The sequence below is a fragment of the Leifsonia sp. PARNA 1/14 genome, from assembly GCF_055720965.1.
On the sequence record NZ_JBVQSP010000004.1, the window covers coordinates 88,098 to 114,919 of the forward strand.

24 protein-coding genes and 1 pseudogene are annotated in these 26,822 nt (G+C 70.2%); 17 read left to right on the forward strand and 8 right to left on the reverse strand.

Annotated elements, in window-relative coordinates:
- The first annotated feature begins 12 nt into the window (after positions 1-12).
- From AC0HS0_RS12065 to AC0HS0_RS12080, 4 genes and pseudogenes are all read left to right on the forward strand, one after another.
- A complete protein-coding gene (locus AC0HS0_RS12065) occupies positions 13-1,884 on the forward strand; it encodes a cation:proton antiporter domain-containing protein (protein ID WP_472964266.1) in 1,872 nt (623 codons plus the stop codon).
- A gap of 182 nt (positions 1,885-2,066) precedes the next feature.
- A pseudogene (locus AC0HS0_RS12070) lies at positions 2,067-2,201 on the forward strand (type IV toxin-antitoxin system AbiEi family antitoxin domain-containing protein); the annotation flags it as partial.
- A 162-nt stretch (positions 2,202-2,363) separates the two neighbouring features.
- Positions 2,364-2,915, forward strand: a complete 552-nt coding sequence (locus AC0HS0_RS12075) for an endonuclease domain-containing protein (protein ID WP_472964600.1) — start codon at positions 2,364-2,366, stop codon at positions 2,913-2,915.
- 149 nt (positions 2,916-3,064) lie between these two features.
- Positions 3,065-4,405 (forward strand): hypothetical protein, encoded by a 1,341-nt coding sequence (locus AC0HS0_RS12080; RefSeq protein ID WP_472964267.1) that lies wholly within the window; start codon positions 3,065-3,067, stop codon positions 4,403-4,405.
- 20 nt (positions 4,406-4,425) lie between these two features.
- Here the strand turns inward: AC0HS0_RS12080 and AC0HS0_RS12085 are convergent, their stop codons facing one another.
- Together AC0HS0_RS12085 and AC0HS0_RS12090 are read right to left on the reverse strand one after the other, a co-directional pair.
- Entirely contained in the window at positions 4,426-6,189 is a 1,764-nt protein-coding gene (locus AC0HS0_RS12085; protein WP_472964268.1) for an acetyl/propionyl/methylcrotonyl-CoA carboxylase subunit alpha, read from the reverse strand.
- Between the two features lie 122 nt (positions 6,190-6,311).
- On the reverse strand, positions 6,312-6,947 hold the full coding sequence (locus AC0HS0_RS12090; protein WP_472964590.1) for a Maf family protein: 636 nt from the start codon (positions 6,945-6,947) through the stop codon (positions 6,312-6,314).
- 24 nt (positions 6,948-6,971) lie between these two features.
- On the opposite strand from AC0HS0_RS12090, the gene AC0HS0_RS12095 reads away from it, so the two are divergent.
- From AC0HS0_RS12095 to AC0HS0_RS12110, 4 genes are read left to right on the forward strand one after another with little or no spacing between them, the layout of a single operon-like run.
- Positions 6,972-8,282: a class I SAM-dependent RNA methyltransferase gene (locus tag AC0HS0_RS12095; RefSeq protein ID WP_472964269.1), complete on the forward strand. Its 1,311-nt coding sequence runs from the start codon at positions 6,972-6,974 to the stop codon at positions 8,280-8,282.
- A 40-nt stretch (positions 8,283-8,322) separates the two neighbouring features.
- On the forward strand, positions 8,323-8,982 hold the full coding sequence (locus AC0HS0_RS12100; RefSeq protein ID WP_472964270.1) for a response regulator transcription factor: 660 nt from the start codon (positions 8,323-8,325) through the stop codon (positions 8,980-8,982).
- Positions 8,969-10,249: a sensor histidine kinase gene (locus AC0HS0_RS12105; protein ID WP_472964271.1), complete on the forward strand. Its 1,281-nt coding sequence runs from the start codon at positions 8,969-8,971 to the stop codon at positions 10,247-10,249. The genes AC0HS0_RS12100 and AC0HS0_RS12105 overlap by 14 nt, the downstream gene beginning before the upstream one ends.
- Positions 10,246-11,280, forward strand: coding sequence for a hypothetical protein (locus AC0HS0_RS12110; protein WP_472964272.1), 1,035 nt, complete (start codon positions 10,246-10,248; stop codon positions 11,278-11,280). The genes AC0HS0_RS12105 and AC0HS0_RS12110 overlap by 4 nt, the downstream gene beginning before the upstream one ends.
- A 449-nt stretch (positions 11,281-11,729) precedes the next feature.
- On the opposite strand, the gene AC0HS0_RS12115 is transcribed toward AC0HS0_RS12110, so the two are convergent.
- Positions 11,730-11,984 carry an acyl-CoA carboxylase epsilon subunit gene (locus tag AC0HS0_RS12115; protein ID WP_472964273.1) on the reverse strand — a complete coding sequence of 85 codons (255 nt, stop codon included), beginning with the start codon at positions 11,982-11,984 and terminating at the stop codon, positions 11,730-11,732.
- Positions 11,981-13,594 carry an acyl-CoA carboxylase subunit beta gene (locus AC0HS0_RS12120; RefSeq protein WP_472964274.1) on the reverse strand — a complete coding sequence of 538 codons (1,614 nt, stop codon included), beginning with the start codon at positions 13,592-13,594 and terminating at the stop codon, positions 11,981-11,983. The genes AC0HS0_RS12115 and AC0HS0_RS12120 overlap by 4 nt, the downstream gene beginning before the upstream one ends.
- Positions 13,595-13,670: 76 nt before the next feature.
- Here AC0HS0_RS12120 and AC0HS0_RS12125 point away from each other — a divergent pair, with 76 nt between their 5' ends.
- Both AC0HS0_RS12125 and AC0HS0_RS12130 read left to right on the forward strand, forming a co-directional pair.
- Positions 13,671-14,432, forward strand: coding sequence for a biotin--[acetyl-CoA-carboxylase] ligase (locus AC0HS0_RS12125; protein ID WP_472964275.1), 762 nt, complete (start codon positions 13,671-13,673; stop codon positions 14,430-14,432).
- A gap of 8 nt (positions 14,433-14,440) precedes the next feature.
- A complete protein-coding gene (locus tag AC0HS0_RS12130) occupies positions 14,441-14,989 on the forward strand; it encodes a PH domain-containing protein (protein WP_472964276.1) in 549 nt (182 codons plus the stop codon).
- On the opposite strand, the gene AC0HS0_RS12135 is transcribed toward AC0HS0_RS12130, so the two are convergent.
- Complete coding sequence (locus AC0HS0_RS12135) at positions 14,951-15,529, reverse strand: GtrA family protein (protein WP_472964277.1); 579 nt, start codon at positions 15,527-15,529, stop codon at positions 14,951-14,953. The genes AC0HS0_RS12130 and AC0HS0_RS12135 overlap by 39 nt on opposite strands.
- A 14-nt stretch (positions 15,530-15,543) precedes the next feature.
- On the opposite strand from AC0HS0_RS12135, the gene AC0HS0_RS12140 reads away from it, so the two are divergent.
- The 5 genes from AC0HS0_RS12140 to AC0HS0_RS12160 all read left to right on the forward strand — a co-directional run bounded on the left by AC0HS0_RS12140 (position 15,544) and on the right by AC0HS0_RS12160 (position 22,205).
- Entirely contained in the window at positions 15,544-16,788 is a 1,245-nt protein-coding gene (locus AC0HS0_RS12140) for a 5-(carboxyamino)imidazole ribonucleotide synthase (protein ID WP_472964278.1), read from the forward strand.
- Between the two features lie 77 nt (positions 16,789-16,865).
- On the forward strand, positions 16,866-17,369 hold the full coding sequence (gene purE / locus AC0HS0_RS12145) for a 5-(carboxyamino)imidazole ribonucleotide mutase (RefSeq protein WP_472964279.1): 504 nt from the start codon (positions 16,866-16,868) through the stop codon (positions 17,367-17,369).
- On the forward strand, positions 17,366-18,721 hold the full coding sequence (locus tag AC0HS0_RS12150; protein WP_472964280.1) for an LCP family protein: 1,356 nt from the start codon (positions 17,366-17,368) through the stop codon (positions 18,719-18,721). The genes purE and AC0HS0_RS12150 overlap by 4 nt, the downstream gene beginning before the upstream one ends.
- A gap of 110 nt (positions 18,722-18,831) precedes the next feature.
- On the forward strand, positions 18,832-20,877 hold the full coding sequence (locus AC0HS0_RS12155) for an acyltransferase family protein (RefSeq protein ID WP_472964281.1): 2,046 nt from the start codon (positions 18,832-18,834) through the stop codon (positions 20,875-20,877).
- 107 nt (positions 20,878-20,984) lie between these two features.
- Entirely contained in the window at positions 20,985-22,205 is a 1,221-nt protein-coding gene (locus AC0HS0_RS12160; RefSeq protein ID WP_472964282.1) for an acyltransferase family protein, read from the forward strand.
- Positions 22,206-22,250: 45 nt separating this feature from the next.
- Here the strand turns inward: AC0HS0_RS12160 and AC0HS0_RS12165 are convergent, their stop codons facing one another.
- Genes AC0HS0_RS12165 through rfbB form a run of 3 tightly spaced genes read right to left on the reverse strand, consistent with a single transcriptional unit; the run spans position 22,251 to position 25,247 of the window.
- Positions 22,251-23,405, reverse strand: coding sequence for a glycosyltransferase family 4 protein (locus AC0HS0_RS12165; protein WP_472964283.1), 1,155 nt, complete (start codon positions 23,403-23,405; stop codon positions 22,251-22,253).
- On the reverse strand, positions 23,377-24,258 hold the full coding sequence (gene rfbD / locus AC0HS0_RS12170) for a dTDP-4-dehydrorhamnose reductase (protein WP_472964284.1): 882 nt from the start codon (positions 24,256-24,258) through the stop codon (positions 23,377-23,379). Before rfbD ends, AC0HS0_RS12165 begins: the two co-directional genes overlap by 29 nt.
- On the reverse strand, positions 24,258-25,247 hold the full coding sequence (gene rfbB / locus AC0HS0_RS12175; protein WP_472964285.1) for a dTDP-glucose 4,6-dehydratase: 990 nt from the start codon (positions 25,245-25,247) through the stop codon (positions 24,258-24,260). Before rfbB ends, rfbD begins: the two co-directional genes overlap by 1 nt.
- 70 nt (positions 25,248-25,317) lie before the next feature.
- Here rfbB and AC0HS0_RS12180 point away from each other — a divergent pair, with 70 nt between their 5' ends.
- Both AC0HS0_RS12180 and rfbA read left to right on the forward strand, forming a co-directional pair.
- Positions 25,318-25,923: a dTDP-4-dehydrorhamnose 3,5-epimerase family protein gene (locus AC0HS0_RS12180; protein ID WP_472964286.1), complete on the forward strand. Its 606-nt coding sequence runs from the start codon at positions 25,318-25,320 to the stop codon at positions 25,921-25,923.
- A 32-nt stretch (positions 25,924-25,955) separates the two neighbouring features.
- Positions 25,956-26,819 (forward strand): glucose-1-phosphate thymidylyltransferase RfbA, encoded by an 864-nt coding sequence (gene rfbA / locus AC0HS0_RS12185; protein ID WP_472964287.1) that lies wholly within the window; start codon positions 25,956-25,958, stop codon positions 26,817-26,819.
- Positions 26,820-26,822: the final 3 nt, after the last annotated feature.

The following is a 26,822-nucleotide window of genomic DNA, read 5'->3' on the forward strand; positions in this document are numbered from 1 at the left end:
GAGGCCGGGCGGATGGAGGAGATCCTGGTCATCGGCGTCATCGCCGTGCTGACCATCGCCGCAGCCACCACCTTCGGGCAGCGCTTCGGCGTCGCCTCGCCGCTGATCCTGGTGGTCGTCGGCATCCTCGTCTCGTTCCTCCCGTTCGTGCCGGCGCTCACCCTCCAGCCGGAGTGGATCATCGCGGGAGTGCTTCCGCCGCTCCTGTACTCGGCCTCGGTGTCGATGCCGTCGATGAACTTCCGTCGCGAGTTCGGGGCGATCGGTGGGCTGTCGGTCGTGCTCGTCATCGTGAGCTCGGTGCTGCTCGGGATGTTCTTCGCCTGGGTGATCCCGGGCCTCGGCCTCGGCTGGGGCGTCGCGCTCGGCGCCATCGTGAGCCCGACCGACGCGGTCGCGACCGGCATCGTGAAGCGCGCGGGCGTCTCGCCGCGCGTGGTCGCGATCCTGGAGGGCGAGAGCCTGCTCAACGACGCGACAGCGCTCGTGCTGCTGCGCGCGGCCGTGGCGGCCGCGGCGGTCGCGACGTTCACGGTCGGGGCGGTCACTCTGTCGTTCCTGTACTCGGTGGTCGTCGCCGTGGTCTTCGGGTGGTTGGTCGGACGCCTGAACCTGATCGTGCGGGCGCGGGTGAAGGACGCGACCGTCAACACCGTCATCTCGTTCACGGTGCCGTTCTTGGCGTCGATCCCCGCCGAGGCGCTCGGAGCCTCCGGGCTCGTCGCGGCCGTCGTGGCCGGCCTCATCACCGGCAGCCGCGCGCCGCGGGTGCTCTCCCCGGAGCACCGGCTGTCCGACTCCCAGAACTGGCGGACGGTCGAGCTCGTGCTGGAGGGCATCATCTTCCTCACGATGGGCCTCGAGCTGTTCGGCATCGTGCAGAAGGTGCAGAACGACCATTCGGGGGTGCTGCCCGCTGTCGGCATCGCCGCGGCGGCGCTGCTGCTCACCATCCTTGTCCGGGCCGCGTTCGTGGCGCCGCTGCTGGCCCTGCTGGCGCGCCGCAGCCGCCGCCGGGCGCGCATGCGGCCGACGCTCACCAAACTGCAGGAGCGGCTGCAGGACCCGGAGGCCGCGCAGCGCCTCCTCGAGCAAGGGCCGCTGCCGCCCGAAGCGCTCCCTGAGCTGCCCGGGGATCCGGTGGCGGATCCGGACGCGCACGCGGAGGTGCTAGCCGCAGACCCTGCCGTCGCGCACGCGGAGGTGGCCAAGGTGGCGGGCGTGCCGGACGCCGCAGCCTCCGCCCGCGACAGCATCGGGGCGACGCCGTCGGGCTGGCGCGGCCGGCTGGTGCGCCGCCAGCGGCAGCGGCAGCGGACCTGGACGGTCGAGAACATCGCCCGGTTCGGCACGCGTCTGCGGCGGGTGCTGGCCGACATCGACTACTTCACGGGCGCGCCGCTGGGTTGGCGCGAGGGCTCGATCATCGTCTGGGCCGGGATGCGCGGGGCCGTCACGGTCGCGGCCGCCCAGAGCCTTCCGAGCAACACTCCCGGGCGCTCGGTGCTGGTGCTGATCGCCTTCCTGGTGGCGGCCGGGTCGCTGCTGCTGCAGGGCGGCACGCTCGGGCTGGCGCTGAAGATCGTCAAGCCGACGGCCTCCGACCCCGCGGCGGAGCGCGAGGAGCGCACGCGGCTCCTGGAGCTCTTGCGCGAGGCCGGCGAGGAGGTTCCGCTGCCAGACACCCGCGAGCGGACCACGGAGGCCTTCAACCAGCACAAGACGGCGCGACTGCTCCGCATCCGCGCCCAGAGGGATGCCCTGCTCGACGCCCGCGACGATGGCACCTTCAGCGCCGACGTGCTCGCCGGCGCCCTCAGCAACCTCGACGCCGACGAGATCAGCATCGACCTCAAGGGCGACCCCACCGAGGCCACCGGCTAGCCCGCCGCCGTCGCCAGCGGAGGACTTCTCGGCCGATCTGGCCCCGGTCTCCTCCGTTGACCGCGATTCCCGGGCGCGTCGAGCAGCATTTCCTCCACTCCCAACCGCCCTTGAGTGGTCGAGCTATCCACAGATCCGCGCAGGGGCCCCGACGCGCAGCGGCCGTGCGACACGGTGGCCGTATGAACCTCTACGCAGAACTCCGAGCCAGGGGCGGGGCAGCGACGCGGCGCCAGCTCCGCGTGGCCGGCATCGGCGACCGGATGCTGACGACGGCGACCGACGCGGGCCGCGTCGTGCGCCCCCGCCGAGGGGTCTATGCGCTTCCCGGATTGACCGGGGAAGCGTACGCGGCCCTCAGAGCCGGTGGCCGTTTGACCTGCCTGTCCGCGGCCCGGAGCTACGGTCTCTGGGGCGGTCTGGACGGGCGGCTGCACCTCCAGGTGGACGCTCACGCGGGCAGAACTGATCCGGAGTCGGTGCGGCACTGGAAGCCGAACGAGGAACACGCCGAACTCTGGAGGGTGTCGATCGGTGACTGCCTCCGCGCGGTCGCCGATTGCGTCGACGAGGAGACGGCCGTCGCGGTCTTCGACACAGCGCTCTCTGCCCGAGCGGTCACGATGGCGGGCCTCGCCCGGATCTTCGCGGGTCGGTCCGCGCGAGCCAGGTCTCTTGCAGAGCGTGCGAGACCCGGATCGGATTCGGGCGTCGAGTCGATCCTCCGGCAGAGGCTGACGGCACGCGGACACGTCGTTGAACAGCAGGTCGCGGTTTCAGGGGTCGGCCGGGTGGACGCGCGCGTGGACGGCCAGCTGTACGTCGAGGTCGACGGCTTCGCGTTCCACTCCGACCGCACAGCGTTCGAACGGGACCGGACGCGTGACACCGGTCTCGCTCTCGTAGGCGCACGCCGCCTGCGATTCCCCGCCCGCGCTGTGCTCGCGGATCCCGATGCCGTCGTCGCGACGATCGAAGCGGTGTTGGCAACGGAGGAGAAGTTGCTGCTGGACGCGCCCGGTGTGGGCTAACGGAGGAGTTCGGGGTGGAATGTCGTGTGTATCCTCCGTTGGCCGCGCCGACGTCGGCGGAGTAGGTTGCCGGGGGTGCGGGCGCAGTCGTACCCTGTGGTCGCCGGGGGCCGGATCGGGCCGGGCCGCGGGCGAGCAAGGGGGCCGTCATGGTGTTCGCCGTCTCGACAGGCAAGATCGACATCACGCCGACGGTCGGGTATCCGATGGCCGGCTACGGAGTGGACTCGCCGCGGCTCGCGACGGGGACCAACCATCCGCTGTACGCGCGGTGCACCATCCTCTGGGAGGACGCGGTTCCGCACGTCGTCGTCACGGTCGACGTGCTCGGTTTCCGCCGCGAAACCCACCAGCAGATCCGCACCGCCGTCACCACCACGCTCAGCATCCCGACCGAGGACTTCGTGCTGACCGCTACGCACACGCACAACGGGCCGGTGCTGGTCGAGGGCCTGGACCCGTTCATCGCCTACGACCTCGAGAATCTGACCTCGGTCACGACCTACACCTCCTGGCTGGTGGTGACGATCACCACCCTGGTTGCGCAGACGAAGGCCGCGCCCAGCACGCCGTGCACGCTCGACTACGTCGTGCTCGACGAGAACTTCTCGTTCAACCGCGAAGGTCTCGCGTACGTGGAGCGGGACGTTCCTTGCCTCGTCGCCCGTGCCGCCGACGGCACACCCCGTGCCGTGCTCTTCGGCTACGGCGCCCACCCGGTCGCCGCCGGTGGCCAGACGCAGTTCGACCCGGACTATCCCGGGCCGGCCATCGACGTCATCGAGGCGGAGTGGACGGATTGTTTCGCCCAGTTCCTCACCGGGCCCGCGGGAGACCAGAATCCGGCGGCGACAGGGACGTTCGACGACGTCGATACGTTCGGCAACGATCTCGGGGCGACGGTCGTCAACGCGATCGCCGACCCCGGCCGCGAACTGAACGGGCCGATCACCGCCGCGTACGGCGAGGTGTCGCTCCCGCTGGACGTGACCCTGGATCCCGGGAACATCGCCGCCGTCCGCGCAGAGTACCTCGCGCGCAGCACGAACGTCGCGGTCATCGGCTACGAGCGCAGGCACGCCCTCCGGATGACACAGCTGATCGACACCACGCCGATGGCGAACCTGGAGGTCGCCGTTCCGCTGCCCGTGCAACGGTGGACGATCGGCGGCGACGAGCCCCTTGTGCTGCTGTTCAGCGGCGGGGAGGTCGTGTCCGGGTTCGCTGTGGCGATCCGCGCGGAGAACGGCGGATCCGACGGCGTCTGGTTCCTCGCTTACTCGAACGAGATCCCCGGGTACGTCCCCAGCGACGAACTGCTCAAGACGGCGACCTACGCAGGGGGGTACGACCCGGACTATCCCGGCATCGCCGCCGAGTCCATGGCCGTCTACGACCACTGGGCGCACTTCCTGCGCGGCAGCCCGGCGAAGGACGGCGTCGAGCAGGTCTTCCTCGCCCACCTGCGACAGGTGATGGAGGACGCCTGACCGCTCAGCCGGTCAGCAGCTCAGACGATGTTGAGGAGCAGGTGGCCCGACGAGACCGTCTCGCCGACCGCCGCGTTGATGCCGGCGACGGTGCCGTCCTTGTGCGCGGTCAGCGGCTGCTCCATCTTCATGGCCTCCAGCACCAGAACGAGGTCGCCCTTGACGACTTCGTCTCCGTCGGTCACCGCCACCTTGACGACGGTGGCCTGCATCGGCGCGGTCACCGAGTCGCCGGTGGCCGTGTCGACGGCGTGGGCGCCGGTGCGGCGACGCGGTGCGGCGGCGGCAGCGGGTGCCGCGGCGCCTCCGCTGAGGATGCGGGCGGGCAGCGACACCTCGATTCGCTTGCCTTCGACCTCCACGACGACGTTGCTGCGGCGCTCGGCGGCGGCTTGCTCGCCCAGCTCGCCCGACCACGGCTCGATGCCGCCGGCCCACTCGGTCTCGATCCACCGGGTGTAGACGGAGAACGGCTCGCCGTCCTGCGGGGCGAAGGCGGGGTCGCGCACGATCGCGCGGTGGAACGGCAGCACGGTCGGCAGACCGGCGACCTCGAACTCGTCGAGCGCACGACGGGAGCGCTCCAGCGCCTCCTCGCGGCTGGCGCCGGTGACGATGAGCTTGGCCAGCATCGAGTCGAACGCGCCGCTGATGACGTCACCTGCCTGGATGCCGCTGTCCACGCGCACCCCCGGGCCGCCCGGCGCCTTGAAGACGTGCACCGGTCCGGGCGAGGGGATGAAGTTGCGGCCGGCGTCCTCGCCGTTGATGCGGAACTCGAAGGAGTGGCCACGCGGAGTCGGGTCGGCGTAGTCGAGCTCGCCGCCCTCGGCCAGGCGGAACTGCTCGCGGACGAGGTCGATGCCGGTGACCTCCTCGGACACCGGGTGCTCGACCTGGAGGCGGGTGTTCACCTCGAGGAAGGACACCGTGCCGTCCTTGCCGATCAGGAACTCGCAGGTGCCCGCGCCCTGGTAGCCGACCTCCTGGAGGATGGCCTTGGACGCGCTGTACAACTTGTCGAGCTGCTCGGGGCTGAGGAACGGCGCCGGGGCCTCCTCGACGAGCTTCTGGTGGCGGCGCTGCAGCGAGCAATCGCGGGTGGAGACGACGACCACGTTGCCGTACGCGTCGGCGAGGCACTGGGTCTCGACGTGGCGCGGCTGGTCGAGGTACTTCTCGACGAAGCACTCGCCCCGGCCGAAAGCGGCGATCGCCTCGCGGGTCGCCGAGTCGAAGAGCTCGGGGACCTCCTCGCGGGTGCGGGCGACCTTGAGGCCGCGACCGCCGCCGCCGAAGGCCGCCTTGATGGCGACGGGGAGGCCGTACTGGTCGACGAATTCGAGGACCTCCGAGGCGTCGGCGACCGGATTGAGGGTGCCGGGGGCGAGCGGCGCGCCGACCTTCTCGGCCACGTGACGGGCCGATACCTTGTCGCCGAGGCGCTCGATGGCCTCGGGGGACGGCCCGATCCAGGTCAGGCCGGAGGCGATCACGGCGCGGGCGAAGTCGGCGTTCTCGGCGAGGAATCCGTAGCCGGGGTGCACGGCGTCGGCGCCGGCGCGGCGGGCGATCGACAGGAGCTTGTCGATGACGAGGTACGTCTCCGCGCTCGTCGAGCCGTCGAGTGCGTAGGCCTCGTCGGCGAGCCGCACATGAAGCGCGTCACGATCCTGGTCGGCGTAGACGGCGACGGAGGCGATACCGCTGTCTTTCGCGGCACGGATGACGCGGACGGCGATCTCGCCGCGGTTGGCGATGAGGACCTTCGAGATACGTGGCACAGTTCTCTAGCCTATTGCCGGACCGGGACCAGCTTTTGGACGATCCCTACAAAAAAGCATTGGTGCGACTTCAGAGAGTCGACAAGTGGCGCGAGAACCGTCTCGTGCCCGTCGCCGGGAGGTCAGGCCCGGTTCCAGAGCTCGGTCCACTCCACGCCGAGCCGGCGCACCAGGTCGCGCAACGTGGACAGCGACAGCCCGACGACGGTGCTCGGGTCGCCCTCGACGCGGGTGATGAACGGGCCGCCGAGGCTGTCGATCGTGAACGCGCCCGCGACCTCCAACGGCTCGCCGCTCGCCACATAGGCGTCGATCTCGGCATCGGTGACTTCGGCGAACGTGACCGACGCGACCGCCGTCGCGCCGACGGCCCCGTTCTCGCGGCCGTCGCGGTGGTCGATGAGCCAGTGCCCTGAGTGGAGGCTGCCGGTGCGACCGCGCTGCTCGAGCCAGCGCTCGCGCGCGACTTCGGGGAGGTGCGGCTTGCCGTGGATGCGGTCGTCGATCGCGAAAGCCGAGTCGCCGCCGAAGATGAGGCCGTCGATCGGGGCGCCGTCGAGGGTGCCGCGCACGGCCTCCGCCTTGAGCCGGGCGAGCAACTGCACCATCGCCTGGGGCGACAGCGGGCCGTGCTCGGCCTCCGCCGCGGCGACCGCCGCCGGCTCGTCCACGTGCGACGGCACGACGACCGGTTCGATGCCGGCTGCGCGCAGAAGGGCGAGGCGGGCGGGGGAGGTGGAGGCGAGGTAGAGGCGCATGTTCACCTGTGGGATGCTCGATGGATGCCCCAGAAGGACGAGGTCGAACTCGACATTATCAATGTCGCGCACGGAGGCGTGTTCGTCGCCAGGCACGAGGGCCGGGTCGTCTTCGTACCGGACACCATGCCGGGCGAGCGCGTGCGCGCCCGCGTGGCCGACACCGCGCACGACCGGTTCTGGCGGGCGGAGCTGCTGGAGGTCCTGGAACCGGCGGCTGAGCGTCGCGAGCACGTCTGGGACGCGGCGTCGGTGCTTCGCGCTCCTGGACAGCGAGCGGGCGGCGCCGAGTTCGGCCACATCCGGCTCGACCATCAGCGGGAGCTCAAGCGCCGCGTGATCGAGGACGCCCTGCAGCGCACCGCCCGGCTCGACCCGGAGACCATCGCAGCGGTCGGCCACGACGGCGGCCGGCTGATGGTGGAGGCCGTGCCCGGCGAGACCGACGACGGCACCGGCTGGCGCACGCGGGTGCGGCTGCAGGTGGGCAGGGACGGCACGATCGGGCCCTATGCAGCCCGCACCCACACGGTGGTCCCGGTGACCGGCCTCCCGCTGGCGACCGCCGCGGTCGAGGAGGCGACGCCGTTCGGTCAGCGCTTCCCCGGCGCCGAGTCGGTCGACGTCGTGGCCGCCGGGCTCGGGGCAGCGCACGTGCTCGTGAACGACCTCCCGGAGCCGAACGGGAAGCGCGGGCGGCGCGGCACGCGCCCGCCGCGGCCACGGCGCCGTCCGGTTCCGATCCGGGAACGCGTGGGGGAGCGTGAGTTCCGCCTCGATGCCCGCGGGTTCTGGCAGGTGCACCGCGAGGCGGCCGTCACGCTCACCGAGGCGGTGCGCTCGGCGGTCGATGAAGCCCTGTTCGATCCGCGCGCGGCGAACCTCGACCTCTACGGCGGCGTCGGCCTCCTGGCCGCCGCGCTCGGCGACCGTTTCGGCCCGACCACGCGGATCACGTCGGTCGAGTCGGACGAGGCGGCGACCGACGACGCGGCGGAGAACCTCGCCGACTGGGTCGGCGCCACTGCGGTCACCGCGCGGGTCGAGCACTTCGTGACCGGGCTGGCGGCAGAGGCCACGGCAGCCGAGCGCGCCCGGCTTCGCGCCGCCACGGTCGTCCTCGACCCTCCGCGTTCCGGAGCCGGCCGCGAGGTCGTCGAGGCGATCGCGTCGATGCGTCCGGCGCAGATCGTCTACGTCGCCTGCGACCCGGTCGCCCTCGCGCGCGACCTCGCCTACTTCGCCCAGCGCGGCTATCCGCTCCGCTCGCTCCGGGCCTTCGACCTGTTCCCGAACACCCACCATGTGGAGGCCGTCGCCACGCTGACCCCGTGATCGCCCGTATCCGTGCATGTCGCACACTACGATGGTCAGCATGGTGCGAGTCTCAATCGTCGACGATCACGAGTCGGTGCGCCTCGGGCTCAAGGCGGCCTGTCAGGACGCCGGCTACGAGGTGGTCGTCGCGGCCGCGACGGTGAACGACTTCGTCGAGCAGCTCGGCTCGCAGGAGTGCGACGTCGTCGTGCTGGATCTCTCATTGGGCGACGGGTCGAAGGTGACCGACAACGTCAAGCGCGCGCAGGCGACGGGGGCAGCGGTACTCGTGCACAGCATCGCCGACCGTGTCGCCAGTGTGCGGGAGGCGCTCGCCGCCGGCGCCGCGGGCGTCATCCCCAAGTCGTCCCCGACCACGACGGTCATGAACGCGATCGAGACGGTCGCGCGGGGCGACGTGCTCAACAACCTGGAGTGGGCGACGGCGATCGACGCCGACAGCGACTTCGCGAAGGCCCAGCTCGGCCGTCGTGAGCGCGACGTGCTGCACCTGTACGCCTCCGGCCTGCCGCTCAAGGCGGTCGCTGCTCAGCTCGGGATCGCGAACTCGACGGCGCGCGAGTACCTCGACCGCATCCGGGTGAAGTACGTCGAGGTCGGCCGGCCCGCGCCGACCAAGGTGGACCTGCTCCGCCGCGCGGTGGAGGACGGCATCCTCCCTGGGCTCGACCCCGACACGGGCAATGACCGCTCCTAGCCTCCCGCGCTCCGCACCGGGAGCCCCCCTCGAGGCGGCCAAGCCGCGCAATCCGCTGAGCCGCGCCCGGATCGAGCGCATCTCCGACCGCACGGTCTCGGCGTTCGGACTCGTTTTCGGCTTGCAGACGTTCCCGACCGCGCTGGGTCAACTGGGTGCGTTGCGCAGCCCGTGGGCGGCCGTCGTGCTGGTGCTGGTCTTCGGCGGCCTGGCGTTCACCGTCCTCCTGGCGATCTTCGCGCAGCGGTTCGTCAAGATCACGATGGGCGTCCTGTCGATCGTCTACTTCGCCGCCATCGTCACGTGGCCGCTGCTGGTCTCGAACCCGTCGGCGTTCGCCTCGGACAAGCCGTGGGTCTGGTTCCTCTGCTCCGTGTTCACGGCATTCGCCGCCGTCGCGTATCCGCTGTGGCTGGCGATCGCCTACACCTTCCTCACGCCGATCGCCTACGGAGTGGTGCGTGCTCTGCCCGCCGGCGGCGGCGTCGGCGCCGAGCTCGCGGGACTCGACGCGGTCTACGCGATCATCCTCGGCGGCGTCATCCTGGCGATCATCGCCATGATGCGGCAGGCGGCCACCGCGGTCGACGTCGCCCAGAGCCAGGCGCTCGCGAAGTACGGCAACGCCGTGCGCCAGCACGCCACCGAGGTGGAGCGCGTGCAGGTCGACGCGATCGTCCACGACAGCGTCCTGACGACCCTGCTGTCGGCGGCCAGCGCTCGCACACCGGAGCAGAAGGAGCTCGCCGCTCGGATGGCGGCCGACGCGATCGGCCACCTCCACGCGGCCGAGGCCTCCGGGCCGGAGGACCAGAGCCAGGTCGGCGTCGAGCAGTTGTCCGATCGGCTGGTCACCGCAGCACGCGCGTTCTCGTCGCCGTTCGCGGTCGACGCGCGCGACGAGGACGACTTGCACAGCCTCCCGGTCAACGTCGCTGAAGCGGTCTACTCGGCGGCGGTGCAGGCGATGGTGAACAGCATGCAGCACGCCGGAGGCGAGGAGGTGCGCCGCAGTGTCACCGTTCGCGGCGGCGAGCACGGCGCCGCGGTGAGGGTGATCGTGGCCGACGACGGCCGCGGCTTCGACGCCGACGAGGTGCCGGCCGAGCGGCTCGGCCTGCGGGTGAGCATCCGGGAGCGGCTGGCGAAGGTCGGCGGCCGGGCGACCGTGGTGTCGGCTCCCGGCGAGGGCACGACCATCACGATCGTGTGGCCGGCGGGCGACCACGGCTCGGTCGTGGAGCGCGAACAGGAGGCGGCGGGATGATCACGCTCAACCGGCTGCTCTTCCTGGGGCTCGGAGCGCTGTTCTCGGCCTACCACCTGTTCCTCGCGCTGTCGTCGCTGTCGATTCCCGGCGCTCCCGGCCCGGCGATCGTGGCGATGACGCTCTACGCCGTCGCGACGGTCATCAGCCTGTGGCCGACGAGCCCCACCAAGATGCCGCTGTGGCTCGCGGCCTTCGATCTCGCCGTCTGCGTCGTCATCCCGATCCTGGTCACCAGTGAGCTGAACCCGGCGAAAGACAACGGCTACGCCACCTGGTACGTCGCCGCGGTCGGAACGCTCATGACGATCGCCGCGGTTCGCCGTCAGCAGTTCGTGGCGTGGGTCGGCGTCGGCTTCCTCGCAGTGCAGACGGTCGTCTGGGCGGGCCCGGGCGCGCTCGCCGGGCTCGGCGTGATCGGCTCCGTCGTCTGGGTCGGTGTCGCCGTCGTGATCTCCGGGTCGCTGGCGAAGGCGGGCCGCGACGCCCTGCAGTTCGCGCGGGCCGAGCGCGAGGCCACCGAGTGGCAGGCGGCGCAGGAGGCGCATGTGATGGAGCGCCAGCTCCGGCTTCGGCAGACCTACCGGGTGGCCGCGCCGATGCTCGCCGAGATCGTCCGTCGCGGTGGCGACCTCACCGAGGCCGAACGTCGCGAGTGCCGCTACCTGGAGGGCGCGATCCGCGACGAGATCCGTGGCCGGCGCCTGCTCAACGACGATGTGCGGCGCGAGGTGATGGACGCTCGCCGGCGCGGCGTGGTGGTGAGCCTGCTCGACGAGGGTGGAATCGACGACCTGGATCAGAGCGGGCTGGAGGCCGTCCTCCGCCGTCTGGCCGATGCGATCCGCGGCACCACGACCGACAAGCTGATCGTGCGCACGGTGCCGCGGTCGTCCAAGACGGCGGTCACGGTCGTCGGCCTCCGCATGTCGGACGACGGCGCCGCGAACGCTCTCGGAGCCGATTCGGACGACGACGAGGTCGACCTCTGGCTCGAGATCCCGCGTCCCCTGGTCGCCGCCACCCGCTGACGAGCGCGAGCGCACACCGGCCGTCGATCGAGGGGCACGTAGACGCCCTCAAAACGCCGTTTCAGGGGCGTTTACGTGCCCCTCGGCGAAGGGCGAAGGCGCCCTTAACGAGGTGAAAGGGGCCGACACCCGAATTGTCGACCCCTTTTCAAACCCCGAGTCAGGGCGACAACCCGAATATCGCCCTGACTCGCCCCCAAAGCACTCGCCCGCTTACCCTAGTCGGCGAGTGATTGGCGGTGTAACTCACGAGGAGAGACACCTAGCAACAACAATATTGTCGGGTCGTCGGAGAAATACATAGTCGTCATTTTGGGGGACCCAGGGGGACAGCTCCGAGGTCACCGAAAGGGCGCTGTGGCGGATTGTGGCGAATTCTTCCGTGCCCCACGAGTGGGGGCCTCCCCGATCGGGGTACAACAGGGGTCGAAACCGGCGCCACTCGGGGTTCAGCCGGAGAACGAGCGCCAGACCCCTGGGCCGTGTTCGAGTGGCCGGCGGAGGCTGCGCTGCGTGCGCTCCCAGCCGTCTGGACCCTGCTGCGGCCTCGCGTCGCGTGCTGCCGCGGCGGCCTCGGCGGCGGCCGTGGCCAGCACGGCCGTGACAGCCGCGATCTCCTCGGGCGTCACGCCCTTGGTGAGGAACCGCAACTGGGACGGGTCGAGCGGGGACGGGTCCGCCGACGCTGCGTGGGCGCCGCTCACAGCGGGATGTTCCCGTGCTTCTTCGGCGGCATCGCCGCGCGCTTGGTCCGCAGCGCCCGCAGCGCCTTGATGACCGAGATGCGCGTGGCGGCCGGCTCGATGACGCCGTCGAGCTCTCCGCGCTCCGCGGCGAGGAACGGGCTCGCCACGTTGTACGTGTACTCGCTGGCGAGCCGGGCGCGCACGGCGGCGACGTCCTCGCCCGCCTCCTCTGCGCGCTTGATCTCGCCGCGGTAGAGGATGTTGACCGCGCCCTGGCCGCCCATCACCGCGATCTCTGCGGTCGGCCATGCCAGGTTCATGTCGGCGCCGAGCTGCTTGGAACCCATGACGATGTACGCGCCGCCGTAGGCCTTGCGAGTGATGATCGTGACGAGCGGCACAGTGGCCTCGGCATACGCGTACAGCAGCTTGGCGCCGCGCCGGATGACGCCGGTCCACTCCTGGTCGGTGCCGGGCAGGTAGCCGGGAACGTCGACGAGCGTGAGGATCGGGATGCTGAACGCGTCGCAGAAGCGCACGAAGCGGGACGCCTTCTCGCCCGCGTCGATGTTCAGCGTCCCCGCCATCGAGCTCGGCTGGTTGGCGACGATGCCCACTGAGCGGCCCTCGACGCGCGCGAACCCGATCACGATGTTCGGTGCGAAGAGCGGCTGCACCTCGAGGAACTCGCCGTCGTCGACGATCCCCTCGATGATGGTCGTCACGTCGTACGGCTGGTTGGGCGAGTCGGGGATGATCGTGTCGAGCCGGCGGTCGGCGTCGGTGATCTCCAGCTCCGGCTCCGACTCGAACACCGGCAGCTCGGCCAGGTTGTTCTGCGGGAGGTAGCTGAGGAGGCTGCGGGCGTAGTCGAGCGCGTCCTCCTCGTCGCTGGCGAGGTAGTGCGAGACGCCGGAGATCTTGTTGTGGGTGAGCGCGCCGCCGAGCTCCTCGAAGCCGACGTCCTCGCCGGTGACCGTCTTGATGACGTCGGGGCCGGTGACGAACATGTGGCTGGACTTGTCCACCATGATCACGAAGTCGGTGAGCGCGGGGGAGTAGACGGCGCCGCCCGCGGCCGGCCCCATCACGATGGAGATCTGGGGGATGACGCCGGAGGCGGCGGTGTTGCGGCGGAAGATCTCGCCGTACTTGCCGAGCGCGACCACGCCCTCCTGGATGCGGGCGCCGCCGGAGTCGAGGATGCCGATCATCGGCACGCCGGTCTTGATGGCGTGGTCCATGACTTTGATGATCTTCTCGCCAGCCACCTCGCCGAGGCTGCCGCCGAAGATGGTGAAGTCCTGGCTGAAGACCGCGACGTTGCGGCCGTGGATGGTGCCGACGCCCGTCACGACCGCGTCGCCGTACGGTCGCTTCGCCTCCATGCCGAATGCGTGCGTGCGGTGGCGCACGAACTCGTCGAACTCGACGAACGAGCCCTGGTCGAGCAGGAGGTCGATGCGCTCGCGCGCGGTCAGCTTTCCCTTGGCGTGTTGCTTCTCGACGGCGGCCTGGCCGCTCGCGGTCACGGCCTCGTGGAACCGCTCCTTGAGGTCGGCGAGCTTGCCGGCGGTCGTGAAGGGATCGGGGGTCTGACGTGCTTCGGTGTCGGTCACGCCGTTCACTCTACCTTCCAGCCGAACGGCGATGCCGTCTACGGAATCCTACAAATCCGGGTGGGTTCGCTGGCAGAATTGAGCAATGAGCTTCCGCCGCAGCCGAGCCGTCGTCCCCGTCCTCGAGGTGCTCCCCGAAGCCGCCTCCACCAACGACGTGCTGCAGTCGCGTGCGGGCGACCTGCCCGATCTCGCGGTCGTCGTGACCGACAACCAGACCGGAGGCCGCGGGCGGCTCGGCCGGGTCTGGGTCTCGCCCCCCGGCAAGTCGCTGGCCATCTCGGTGCTGCTGCGCCCGGAGGGGCTCGCCCCGGAGGCGCTCGGCTGGTTCCCGCTGCTCGCCGGCGTGGCGATGAGCCGCGCGCTCGGCGGCTTCACGAGCCGTGGCGTGTCGGTCAAGTGGCCCAACGACGTGCTGATCGACGAGGCGAAGGTGTGCGGGATCCTCTCGGAGCTCCTGCCGGGGATGGACGGCGTGATCGTCGGCGCCGGGGTGAACCTCACGCTCGAGCGCGATGAGCTGCCGACACCGACCTCCACGTCGCTCACCCTGGCCGGCGCGACCGACGTCGACCCCGACGCGGTCCTCGCCGCCTACCTGACCCAGCTCAGCGTGCTCTACCGCGAGTTCGTGGCGGCGGGAGGCGACCCGATCACCAGCGCGCTGCGCGACGAGGTCGCCGAGGCCTGCCACACCCTGGGCCGCTCGGTGCGCGTCGAGCTGCCGGGCGGCGACGTCCTGCTCGGCACCGCGACGGCCATCGACGAGACCGGTCGGCTGATCGTGGAGTCGGATGCGGGGACCACCGCGGTGGCGGCGGGCGACGTGACGCACCTGCGGTATTAATGGGAGACATGAGCAGTACGCCGGAGGGTCCGCCCGCGCCGCCTCCGGAGCGGGTCATCGCCCGTCTCCGGTCCAACGCCCGCGCGCTCTTCTGGCCGAGCCTCGCGCTCATCGCGGTCGCCGGCGGCGTCGGCTACTTCGCGGGGCGCGTGTCCGAGGTGTGGGAGGTCGTCCTGCTCTGGTCGGCCGCCGCCGTCGCGACGCTCCTGCTGTTCCTGCTCCCGCTCGCGGTCTGGTTGAGCCGCCGGTACACGATCACGACCCGGAGGCTCATCCTGCGCCACGGGTTCTTCGTGCGCGTGCGCCAGGAGCTGCTGCACAGCCGCGGCTACGACGTGGCGGTGAAGCGCACCTGGCTGCAGAGCATGTTCCGCTCGGGCGACGTGCGGATCAACTCCGGCCTCGACCACCCGGTGGTGCTCAGGGACGTGCCGAAGGCCGATCAGGTGCAGAGCGCGCTGAGCGAGCTGATGGAGCACGCGCAGACGATCGTCGCGGTGCGCCGCCAGCAGTCGGAGTCAGTCTCCGACGAGACCACCGTCTGGGGTTCGCGCTAGCGTCGAGCCTGTCGTCGGCCCCGTCGCCGTCGCCGGCTCCGTCCGCGGCGCAGACCCGGCCTCCACAGCAGCCGACTTCTTGCGCTCCGCACGGGCCGGGGAGAAGACCCACCAGCGGTACAGCGCGAACCGGAACAGCATCCCGAGCGCCAGCCCGACGACGTTCGCCGAGATGTTGTCGGCGACGGGGTTCGCGAGGCCCAGCAGATAGTGCGACACCCAGATGCACAGCAGCGGGATCCCGGTGCCGGTGGCGAGGCTGACGACGAAGAACTCGACGCCTTCGCGGGCGGCGTTCTGCTGACGCTGGCCCGAGAACGCCCAGTACCGGTTGCCGATCCAGTTGGTCAGGATCGCTATGACCGTGGCGATGATCGTCGAGTAGATCGTGGCGTGGTGCACATTGCGCAGCACGATCAGCAGCATCACGTTGAAGACCACGAGATTGACGCCGAAGCCCACAGCACCCACCGCGCCGAACTTGATCAGCTGCGGGAGGAGGCGGGCCTTGCTCGCCGTGGCGTTCGTCTCGGTCGTCATGCTCCAGCCAAGGGATGCGGGAAGATAGGAGTGCGTTCGCCACATTACGCGAGCCGGTGCGGCCATATCTGGGAGTTGCCCGCGCAGCGTGTGAAGAGTATCGAGGAGAGACATCGGAGATGGCCAGGAACACGATCGGAGTCATCGGCGGCGGCCAGCTGGCGCGGATGATGATCCCACCGGCGGTCGCTCTCGGCATCGACATCCGCGTCCTCGAGGAGGCCGAGGGGATGAGCGCCGACCTCGCGGCCACCGGCGTCGGCGACTACCGCGACCTCGACACCGTGCTCGCCTTCGCTGAGACCGTCGACGTGGTGACGTTCGATCACGAGCACGTCCCTCCGGCGATCCTGCGCGAGCTGGTGTCGCGCGGGATCCCCGTGCACCCCGGGCCGGATGCCCTGCTCTACGCGCAGGACAAGCTGCAGATGCGCTCGAAGCTCAGCGAGCTCGGCCTCCCCGTGCCCGACTGGGCCGCAGTGGAGTCCGCGGACGAGCTGGGCGCCTTCTTGGCGGATCACGGTGGCCGCGCGGTCGTCAAGACCGCTCGCGGCGGATACGACGGCAAAGGCGTCCGCGTGGTGACGGAGGCCTCCGGCGCCGACGACTGGTTTCTGGCGCTCGCCGAGGACGGCCGCGGCGGCGCACTGCTGGTGGAGGAGCTCGTCGACTTCCGGCGCGAGCTCGCCCAGCTGGTCGCCCGCCGGCCTTCCGGCGAGATCGCGTCGTGGCCGGTCGTGGAGACCGTGCAGAAGAACGGCGTCTGCGCCGAGGTGATCGCCCCGGCTCCCGGCTCCACGGGCAGGGTCGCCCTGGTCTCGGCCGAGATCGCGACGCGCGTCGCAGAGGGTCTCGGGGTCACCGGGGTGCTGGCCGTCGAGCTCTTCGAGACCACCGACGGCCGCGTGCTGGTCAACGAGCTGGCCATGCGGCCGCACAACAGCGGCCACTGGTCGATCGAGGGCGCGGTGACCGGCCAGTTCGAGCAGCACCTCCGTTCGGTCCTCGACCTGCCACTCGGCTCCACCGCGCTGCGCGAGGAGTGGTCGGTGATGGTCAACATCCTCGGCGGCCCCGCCGATGGGACTCTGCAGGACCGTTATCCGGCGGCCCTGGCGGCGCACCCCGAGGCGAAGTTCCACGGCTACGGCAAGGCGCCGCGCCCCGGCCGCAAGGTCGGCCACGTGACCGTCACGGGCGACGACCTCGACGACGTCGTCTACAGCGCGCGGGCGGCGGCGGCGTTCTTCGAGGGGTGAGCGGCTTCGAGGGGTGACTGGCGACCTCCCGCGCGCCTAACCCGCCGGGCCCGAGTGCCGCCCCTATCGTGGTTGCCATGCCCGCCCCCTCGCAGCCCCTTGTGTCCGTCGTGATGGGCTCGGACTCGGACTGGTCGGTGATGCAGGAGGCGTCCCGGCTGCTCGACGAGTTCGGTGTCGCCCACGAGGTGGAGGTCGTCTCCGCCCACCGGACGCCCGAGAAGATGATCGATTTCGGCAAGGAGGCCGCCGGCCGCGGCGTCCGCGTCATCATCGCCGGCGCGGGCGGCGCCGCCCACCTGCCCGGTATGCTCGCCGCCGTCACGACCCTCCCGGTGGTCGGCGTACCCGTGCCGCTGGCGCGCTTGGACGGCCTCGACTCCTTGCTGTCCATCGTGCAGATGCCCGCCGGCGTGCCGGTTGCTACCGTCTCGATCGGGGGCGCCCGCAACGCCGGGTTGCTGGCCGTCAAGATCCTCGCGACCGCCGACCCTGCCCTCTCGACCGCACTGGCCCGGTTCGCCGCCGACCTGGAGGCGAGCGTCGAGGAGAAGAACCGGGCGCTGAAGTCGAAACTATGAGTTCGGCGACCGTCCTTCGTCACCCCGACCTGTCGTCGCCGGGTGAGATGACCGCGCGGGGCTGGTGGCTCGTCGGCCTCAACGTCGTCTTCCCCGGCACGCCGCAGCTGGTCGCGGGCAACCGGGTGCTCGCCCGCGTCGGCATCCTCGCAACACTGCTGCTCTGGGCACTCGCTCTGGTCGCCCTGGTGCTGATGCTGGTCGCGCCGTCGTCGTTGTACACCTTCGCGACGCAGACCGGCAGCTTGACCGTCCTCCAGCTCCTGCTCATCGCCTACGCCGTGCTGTGGGTCGTGCTGACGCTGGACACGCTGCGGCTGGTTCGCCTGGTGAAAGCGCGGTCGGACGCGCGCGGCTGGATCGCGGCGTTCTCCGTGGTCGTGCTCGTCGGACTGGCGGGCACTGCGGCGTACGGGTCGTCGGTCGCCGGTTCCGCGCGCGGGGCGCTGGGCGACATCTTCGCCGCAGGGCCGTCCGCGCCTCCAGTCGACGGCCGGTACAACATCATGCTGCTCGGCGGCGACGCCGGACCCGACCGTGAGGGCCTGCGCCCGGACAGCATGTCGGTCGTGAGCATCGACGCGGCGACGGGAAAGGCGGTCACGATCGGCCTCCCGCGCGACCTGAACCCCGTGCCGTTCTCGGCGAAGTCGCCGCTGCGGACCCTCTATCCCGACGGCTACGGGTATCACGACAAGTGCGACGTCGACGTCTGCCAGCTCAACTCCATCTACACGGAGGTCGAGCTGTACAAGACCGACCTGTACCCGAACGCGAAGAAACAGGGCAGCGAACCGGGCATCGAGGCGATGCGGGACGCCCTGGAGGGTGCGACCGGGCTGACGATCCAGTACTACGTCCTCATCGACATGCAGGGCTTCGCCGACCTCATCGACGCGCTCGGCGGCGTGGACATCACCGTCAGCGAGAAGGTGCCGATCGGCGGTGACGAGAACCTCAACGGCGTCGTGGAGTGGATCCGGCCGGGCAAGCATCACATGGACGGGTACCACGCCCAGTGGTACGCCCGCGCCCGGCACGGCACCAGCGACTACGACCGCATGGCGCGCCAGCGCCAGCTGCAGGACGCCATCCTCAGGCAGTTCAACCCGCTCAACGTGGTGACCAAGTTCCAGGACATCGCGAAGGCCGGCGCCCAGGTCATGAAGACCGACATCCCGCAGTCGATGCTCGGCTACTTCGTCGACCTCGGCATGAAGACGCGCACACAACCGGTCGCGAAGCTGGAGTTGGTGCCGCCCGCGATCGACCCGACCGACCCGGATTACACGGCGATCCACCAGCTGGTGAAGCAGGCGGTTGCTCCCGCCTCCCCGAAACCCGGGAGCTGACCTCCCGAACAACTGACCCCCAGAACGAGGCACACGCTGTGTGAATCTTCCCAGTTTCGGTCGGTTTAGACTGAACGACGGTCCACGGTTCGGTAGCAGGAAGGGAGACGATGAGCGCCTCCTCCCCGAGCCGTACCCGCAGGCTGCGCCCCGAGATCCAAGCCTTGCGCGCCATCGCGGTCGGACTGGTCGTCACGTACCACTTCTTCCCTCTGCGCCTGCCCGGAGGCTTCGTCGGCGTCGACGTGTTCTTCGTCATCAGCGGCTTCCTCATCACGGGCAATCTGCTGCGGGAGGCCGGCCGCACCGGCCGCATCCGGTACGGGCACTTCCTGCTGCGACGTGCCAAGCGACTGCTGCCTGCGTCTCTACTGGTGACGGTCACGGTGTCGCTGGCGATCGCCGCGTGGGTGCCCCAGCAGCTGTGGTCCCAGTTCTACAGCGAAGCCGTCGCGGCCACCCTGTACGTGCAGAACTGGTTGCTGGCCGCCAACTCGGTCGACTACCTCGCCGCGAACAACCAGGCGTCGCCGGTGCAGCACTTCTGGACGCTCTCCGTCGAAGAGCAGTTCTACGTGGTGATGCCCCTGCTGCTGATCCTGACCATCGTCGTCCTGCGCAAGCGCTGGCGCACCGCGGTCGGTTGGTGCCTCACCATCGGCTTCGTCGCGTCGCTCGTCTACTCCGTGGTCCTGACCACGACCGACCACTCGGTGGCGTACTTCTCGACCGGCACCCGGGCGTGGGAGTTCCTGGCCGGAAGCCTCCTGGCCTACCTGGGCTGGCGCGCGCCTGTCGGCGTGCGCACCGGCGTCTCGCTCGCCGGAATGGTCGTGATCGCCGGCTGCGGCGTCCTGATGAACGGACAACTGGCCTTCCCCGGGGTCTGGGCGGCCGTCCCGGTCGTCGGCACGCTGCTCGTGCTGTGGGCCGGGATGCCCTCCACCGCCCTCGGCGCCGTCTACCGCATCAAGCCGGTCCAGTGGCTCGGAGGCGTCTCGTACTCCCTCTACCTGTGGCACTGGCCGATCATCATCCTCTTCCCGTTCATCGTCGGGCACGCTCCGACCGGGGTGCAGAAGCTCGTGCTCGTCGGCGTCTCCGTGGCGCTCGCGGCGGCGTCCAAGTACTTCGTGGAAGACCCCTTCCTCGGCATCAAGCATCGGTACCAGCACGCCATCACCCTCGGCACCGCATGGGTCGGAGTGGTCGCGGTGCTCGTGGTGGCGACCGGGTTCACCGCGACGGCCAGGGCGCAGGCCCGTGCGGCGGCCTCCGCGGTGCTCGCCGCCTCCGTCCAGCACCATGACTGCTTCGGCGCGATGTCGATGGCTCCGAACGCGAAATGCTCGCCCGACGATATGCCGCCGGCGGATCCGACGTTCGCCAAGAGCGACGCGCACCCCGTCGAGAGCGGCACCTGCGAGGGCGGCAAACAGCTGGAGCACATCTCCGACGGCATCTCGTGCCTGTACGGCGACCCCGGGGGCGACCGCTCGATCGTGGTCGTCGGTGACTCGCACGCCCGGCAGTGGGTCGCCCCGTTCGACGCCATCGCCAAGGCGAAGCACATGAAACTCGTCACCTACGTGAAGCCGTCGTGCCCCATGGCGGAGACCGCGGTGTTCACGAAGGGGCTGGAGAACCGGGACTGCATGGACTGGGTCACCGGTTCGATCCCGAGCATCGTCGCGCTCAAGCCCGCCCTGGTGGTGGATGCCGCTCTGGTGCCCGCCGGCTACACCGCGGTGAGTCTGTCGATGGATCCGGACGACAAGCAGGTGGCTGCACACCGGGACTCCTTGAACGCATTCGTCGCGGCCGGCGCCAAGGTCCTCGTCATGGCGGATACGCCGTACCAGGCTCAGGATGTGCCCGACTGCGTGGCGGCGCACCCGGAGAAGCAGTCGCAGGCGTGCGCGACGCCGCGCGCCAGTGCGCTTGACGGGCGCTCGCAACCGCTGCTCGCGGCCGCGAACGGCGTCACGGGCGTGACCGTCCTCGACCTCAACCCGTACTTGTGCACGCCGACGTCGTGCCCGGTCGTGATCGGCGGCGTGGTCGTCTACAAGGACCGCCACCACCTCACCCAGACCTACGCGAAATCGCTCGAGCCCATGATCGAATCGGCGCTCGTCCGCGACCTCCTGATCTGACCCCTCCTCCCAGGTGACCCCTGAACAGGTCACAGGAACCGCCCAGGGGCGACCCGTAGCGTCGCCCGCCTATGACGGGTACTGGTGGAAGAGTGGACGAGAAGACGGTGACGAAGAACAGTGCTCGACTGACGGCGTTGGACGGCCTGCGCGGCCTCGCCGCGGTCGTCGTGCTCCTGCACCACGCGCTGTACACGAATCCCGACTTCCCGGGAGCCCCCGGCGGCGGTCACGCCCCGGTCGGCTCGCCGATGTGGTGGATCAGCTACACCCCGCTCAAGCTCGCGACCGCCGGTGTCGAGTCGGTGATCGTGTTCTTCGTGCTGTCGGGGCTCGTCGTGACGCTTCCCGCCGTCCGCCGGCGTGGCTTCGATTGGGTCGCCTACTTCCCACGGCGCGTCGTGCGGCTGATGGTTCCCGTCGCCGCATCCGTGCTCCTCGCGGCGGCCTGGGTGGCCGCGATCCCGCAGGTGAGCACTCAGCCGAGCGGAACGTGGCTCAGCAGCTCCTCGACCCCGAACTTCTCGTGGGAGTACATCGTCAAGGCCGTCGACCTCCTCGGCGGCGACGGGCAGATCAACAACCCGCTGTGGTCGCTGCGCTGGGAGCTCGCGTTCTCGCTCCTGCTGCCGGTGTTCGCGATCGCCGCCCTCGCCGTGCGCAAGTGGTGGATCGGCGGCCTGGCGCTGGCCTGCGCCCTCACCTGGCTGGGCGCGCGTGCCGGGTCTGCCGAGCTGGAATACCTGCCGGCGTTCTTCGTCGGCGCGGTCATCGCGGTGCGCCTCGACGTCGTCCGCAACGCGGCCGCCCGGATCAACCGCCGTTGGTTCCGGCACCCGCTCTGGGCACTGCTGACGGTCGGGAGCGCCCTGCTGCTGATCGCGCCGTGGCTCGTGGGGCCGAGCGTCGGGCAGATCCCCGAACTCGACCCGGTGCTCAAGGGCCTCGTGCCGCTCTCCGCCGCCGGACTCGTGGTCGCCGCGCTCGGCTGGACGCCGCTGCGCGCGGTCTTCGAGTCGCGGCCGCTCCAGTTCCTCGGCGCGATCTCGTTCAGCCTGTATCTGGTGCACGTGCCGATCATCATCTTCAGCACCTACCTGTTCGCCGATCAGGCCTGGTACGTCCCTCTGCTGTTCGCGATCCCGGTCGCCGTGCTGGTCGCCGTCGCCTTCAGATGGCTCATCGAGAAGCGCAGCCACGGCTGGTCGAAGGCGGTCGGCGCCTGGGCGTCGGCGCGCTACCAGGCCTGGTTCGGCCCGGAGGAGGACACCTCCGAGCGAACGGGCGCAGCGGCCGCGACCCGCGAGAACGCTTCCGCGAACCGCTGACCACCGCGGCGAACGCCGCGTGGGCCGGTCAGAGGTCGGCGCGGGTCAGAGGTCGGCGTGCAGCTGCCAGACGCGCTCGGCCGAGTCGCGCCAGCTGAAGGCGCGGGCGCGGTCGGAGGCGAGGACACCCAGGCGGGCGCGCAGCTCCGCGTCGTCGAGCACCCGGCCGATGGCACCGGCCAGGCGCTCGCTGTAGCCCGCGTCCGCGTCGTCGTCGGCGGAGGCCGGGCGCTCCACGACGAGGCTCGCACCGGCGGCGACCTCCACGAGGGCGGGATCGTCGGAGTGGATGACCGGGAGGCCGAACTTGAACGCCTCCACGATGGGAAGCCCGAAGCCCTCTGCGAGGCTGGGGTAGACGAACAGCGTCGCCCGGTCGAGCACAACGGCCAGGTCGGCGTCGTCGAGGCGGCCCAGCGCGCGCACCCGGTCTTCCGGGAGGCCCGCGGCCGCGGCGACACCGGTCGCGGTCCCGTCGCCGTAGCGGTCGGGGCCGGCGATCAGCAGAGGGATCTTCTGCGCCTCCGGCCGTGCCACGGCGCGGATGAGCGGGGCGATGCCCTTGCGGGGCATGATCGAGCCCAGGGTGAACGCGTAGACGTCAGGCAGCTGCAGCCGGGCGGCGCGCTCGTCGGCGTCGGCCGGGAGGCGCAGGGTGGTCGCGGGAGCTCCGCCGATCACCCGGATGCGGTCGCCGAAGTCGAGGACTTCGGCGAGGCGGTCGGCCACGGCGTGCGTCGGGACCACGATGGCGTCGGCGAACTTGCGGGCGCGCTTGGCCATCGACTTGGTCCAGAGCACGGAGGCCGCCCCGAGCGAATCGGGATGCGTCCAGGCGAGAGCGTCGTGGATCGTCACGGCGATCTGGTCGTCGGCGCCGGCGGATCGGTGCTTGCGCAGCGGCGCCAGGAGGCTCGGCGCGTGGATCATCCCGCGCACGCCGCCGACGGCGATGCCCGATTGCCACGCGAGGGAGAGCTCGCGGCGGGCGAGGGGGAGGCGCACGAGGTCGGCGAGCCCGGGAAGCGACGACCGGATCTCGTCCAGCTGCTCGTCGGACACGTTCGACACGAACGCGCGCACGTCGCAGCCGGCTGGGGCGGTGGCGATGAGCTGACGGGTCAGCTCCTCCGTGTACCTCCGGGTACCACCGGTCTCCGCAGCGGTGAGGTCATCGACCACCACGCTGAGTGTCGTCATCTGTCTCCAGCTCCAGGACTCCGTGCCGTGCCGCGTCTGCCAGGGCTTCCTGCCAGGACCGCAGTGGCGCGAGCCCGGCCTTGGTCCAGGCCTCGTGCCCGAGGACGGAGTAGGACGGTCGCGGTGCGGGTCGCACGAACGTCGCGCTGTCGGTCGGTGTGACCCTATCAGGGTTCAATCCGGCCGCGCTGAAGACCGCCTTCGCGAACTCGAACCAGCTGGCCTGGCCGGAATTCGTGCCGTGGTAGACGCCGGAGGGAGCGTCGGATTCGAGCAGGGCGACGATTCGGCCGGCGAGGTCGCCGGTCCAGGTCGGCTGGCCCAGTTGGTCGGCCACGACGCTCACCGTCTCGTGCGTCTGCGCGAGCTTCACCATCGTGCGCGCGAAGTTCGCTCCGCCTGCGCCGTAGAGCCATGCCGTGCGGACGACGTAGGTGCCGTCGGGATGTGCGGCCAGTGCGAGCTCCTCGCCCGCCGCCTTCGTGCGGCCGTAGGCGTTGATCGGGTCGCGCGGGGTGTCCTCGGCGTAGGGCTCGGTCGCGTGGCCGTCGAACACGTAGTCGGTGGAGACGGTCACGTACTTCGCCCCGGCCGCCGCAGCGGCGACGGCGAGGTTCTCGGTGCCCAGGGCGTTGATCGCGTAGGCCTCGTCCTCGTGCGCCTCGGCGTCGTCGACTTTGGTGTACGCGGACGCGTTGACGACGGCGTCGTGCCCGGCGACGGCGGCGATCACCGCGTCGCGGTCGGTCACGTCGAGCTCCGCGCGGCCGAGCGCGGTCACCGTGTGACCGGCGAACGCCTTCTGCAGATCCTGCCCGAGCTGGCCGTTCGCCCCCGCGATGAGGACGCGCATCAGTTGTCCAGCGCGGCGCGGGCCTTCAGCGGCTCCCACCAGTCGCGGTTGTCGCGGTACCACTGCACGACGTCGGCGAGTCCTTGCTGGAACGGCACCAGCGGCTCGTACCCGAGCTCCTTCTGGATCTTGGAGATGTCGACCGAGTACCGCAGGTCGTGGCCGAGGCGGTCGGCGACGCGGTCGACGTACGACCAGTCCTTGCCGGTGGCCTCCAGCAGCAGCCCGGTGAGCTCCTTGTTCGTGAGCTCGGTGCCTCCGCCGATGTTGTAGACCTCGCCGGCACGGCCGTTCACGAGCACCATCGCTATGCCGCGGGTGTGGTCGTCGACGTGCAGCCAGTCGCGGATGTTGTTCCCCTCGCCGTAGAGCGGGACGTGCTTGTCGTCGATGAGGTTGGTGACGAAAAGCGGGATGACCTTCTCGGGGAAGTGGTAGGGGCCGTAGTTGTTCGAGCAGCGCGTGATGGAGAGATTCAGACCGTGCGTGCGGAAGTAGCTGCGCGCCAGGAGGTCGCTGCCGGCCTTGGAGGCCGAGTACGGCGAGTTGGGCTCCAGGGGGCGGTCCTCGGCCCACGAGCCCTCGGCGATCGAGCCGTAGACCTCGTCGGTGGAGACGTGCACGAACCGCTCGACCTTGTTGCGGAGGGCGGCGTCGAGGAGCTGCTGCGTGCCCAGCACATTGGTCTCCACGAAGATCGAGGCGTCGCGCACCGAGCGGTCGACGTGCGACTCGGCGGCGAAGTGCACGACGGCGTCGATGGTGGGGAAGAGCTCGTCGAGCAGGCCGCCGTCGCGGATGTCGCCTTTGATGAACGTGTAACGCGGCGAGTCGGCGACCGGCGCGAGGTTCGCCAGGTTGCCCGAGTACGTCAGCGCGTCGAGGACGACGACCTCCGCGCCCTCGAGTCCGGGGTACGCGTCCTGCAGGGTCCGGCGGACGAAATTGGAGCCGATGAACCCGGCGCCACCGGTGACGAGAATCTTCATGCGGATGGGCTGCTTTCTGTCGGTGAACCGCCGATGAGTCTACCGGAGGCCCGGTTGGTAGACTCCCGGGGTGCAGATCCGAGAACTAACGATCCCCGACGCCTACGAGATCACCCCGGTGCAGCACGCGGACGACCGCGGCCTGTTCTTCGAGTTCTACCGGTTCGACCGGTTGGAGGAGGCCGTGGGCCACTCGCTCGACCTCAAGCAGGGCAACACCTCCGTGTCGCGCCGCGGCTCCGTCCGTGGAATCCACTTCGCCGACATCCCGCCGAGCCAGGCCAAATACGTCATGGCCCCGCGCGGCGCCGTGCTCGACTTCGTCATCGACATCCGTGTCGGCTCCCCGACCTTCGGCAACTGGGACTCCGTGCTGCTCGACGACACCGACCGCCGCGCCATCTACGTCGCGGAGGGACTGGGTCACTGCTTCGTCGCGCTGACCGACGACGCGACCGTGAGCTATCTGGTCACCGACGTCTACAACCCGGGACGCGAGCACGGCATCAACCCCCTCGACGAGGAGATCGCACTCGAGTTCCCGCTGCCCGCCGACGAGCTCCTCCTGTCGGCCAAGGACACCGAGGCGCCCGGCCTCTCGGAGGCGCGCGAGAGCGGGCTGCTCCCGACGTGGGACGCCGCACGCGCCTTCTACGCCTCCCTGGACCAGAAGTAAGCCCGACGAGAAGTAAGGACGTCACGACTCTCATGCGCGGAATCATCCTGGCCGGCGGGTCCGGCACCCGGCTGTGGCCGATCACCAAAGGCATCTCCAAGCAGCTCATGCCCATCTACGACAAGCCGATGGTCTACTACCCCCTCTCGACGCTGATGATGGCCGGAATCAACGAGATCCTCATCATCACGACGCCGGAGTACAACGACCAGTTCCGCGCCCTCTTCGGCGACGGCTCGCAGCTCGGCATCAGCATCGAGTACGCGGTGCAGCCGTCGCCCGACGGCCTGGCGCAGGCGTTCATCATCGGCGAGGAGTTCATCGGCGACGAGTCGGTGGCCCTCGTGCTCGGCGACAACATCTTCCACGGCACCGGGCTCGGGTCGTCGCTCCGGCAGCACAACGACATCGACGGCGCGCTTATCTTCGCCTACCAGGTGAGCGACCCGACGGCGTACGGCGTGGTCGAGTTCGACGACAGCTTCACGGCACTCTCTATCGAGGAGAAGCCGGTCAAGCCGAAGAGCAAGTACGCCGTCCCCGGTCTGTACTTCTACGACAACTCCGTCGTCGAGATCGCCAAGACCATCGAGCCCAGCGCACGCGGCGAGCTGGAGATCTCCACGGTCAACGAGCGCTACCTCCAGTCGGGCAAGCTGCAGGTGCAGGTGCTCGACCGAGGCACGGCCTGGCTCGACACCGGCACGTTCGAGTCGATGATGCAGGCGTCGGAGTACGTGCGCGTCATCGAGGACCGCCAGGGCTTCAAGGTCGGCTGCATTGAGGAGATCGCCTGGCGCGCGGGCTGGATCGACGACTCCCGGCTCGGCGAGCTGGCGGCGCCCCTGGTGAAGAGCGGCTACGGCCAGTACCTGAAGCGCCTGCTCGAGTCGTAGCGC

Coding starts and splice junctions, on each gene's coding strand:
- AC0HS0_RS12065 (WP_472964266.1), top strand. CDS start 13: ATGGAGGAGATCCTGGTCATCGGCGTCATCGCCGTGCTGACCATCGCC.
- AC0HS0_RS12080 (WP_472964267.1), top strand. CDS start 3,065: ATGGTGTTCGCCGTCTCGACAGGCAAGATCGACATCACGCCGACGGTC.
- AC0HS0_RS12090 (WP_472964590.1), bottom strand. CDS start 6,947: ATGCGCCTCTACCTCGCCTCCACCTCCCCCGCCCGCCTCGCCCTTCTG.
- AC0HS0_RS12095 (WP_472964269.1), top strand. CDS start 6,972: ATGCCCCAGAAGGACGAGGTCGAACTCGACATTATCAATGTCGCGCAC.
- AC0HS0_RS12100 (WP_472964270.1), top strand. CDS start 8,323: ATGGTGCGAGTCTCAATCGTCGACGATCACGAGTCGGTGCGCCTCGGG.
- AC0HS0_RS12105 (WP_472964271.1), top strand. CDS start 8,969: ATGACCGCTCCTAGCCTCCCGCGCTCCGCACCGGGAGCCCCCCTCGAG.
- AC0HS0_RS12110 (WP_472964272.1), top strand. CDS start 10,246: ATGATCACGCTCAACCGGCTGCTCTTCCTGGGGCTCGGAGCGCTGTTC.
- AC0HS0_RS12125 (WP_472964275.1), top strand. CDS start 13,671: ATGAGCTTCCGCCGCAGCCGAGCCGTCGTCCCCGTCCTCGAGGTGCTC.
- AC0HS0_RS12130 (WP_472964276.1), top strand. CDS start 14,441: ATGAGCAGTACGCCGGAGGGTCCGCCCGCGCCGCCTCCGGAGCGGGTC.
- AC0HS0_RS12135 (WP_472964277.1), bottom strand. CDS start 15,529: ATGACGACCGAGACGAACGCCACGGCGAGCAAGGCCCGCCTCCTCCCG.
- AC0HS0_RS12140 (WP_472964278.1), top strand. CDS start 15,544: ATGCGGGAAGATAGGAGTGCGTTCGCCACATTACGCGAGCCGGTGCGG.
- purE (WP_472964279.1), top strand. CDS start 16,866: ATGCCCGCCCCCTCGCAGCCCCTTGTGTCCGTCGTGATGGGCTCGGAC.
- AC0HS0_RS12150 (WP_472964280.1), top strand. CDS start 17,366: ATGAGTTCGGCGACCGTCCTTCGTCACCCCGACCTGTCGTCGCCGGGT.
- AC0HS0_RS12155 (WP_472964281.1), top strand. CDS start 18,832: ATGAGCGCCTCCTCCCCGAGCCGTACCCGCAGGCTGCGCCCCGAGATC.
- AC0HS0_RS12165 (WP_472964283.1), bottom strand. CDS start 23,405: ATGACGACACTCAGCGTGGTGGTCGATGACCTCACCGCTGCGGAGACC.
- rfbD (WP_472964284.1), bottom strand. CDS start 24,258: ATGCGCGTCCTCATCGCGGGGGCGAACGGCCAGCTCGGGCAGGATCTG.
- rfbB (WP_472964285.1), bottom strand. CDS start 25,247: ATGAAGATTCTCGTCACCGGTGGCGCCGGGTTCATCGGCTCCAATTTC.
- rfbA (WP_472964287.1), top strand. CDS start 25,956: ATGCGCGGAATCATCCTGGCCGGCGGGTCCGGCACCCGGCTGTGGCCG.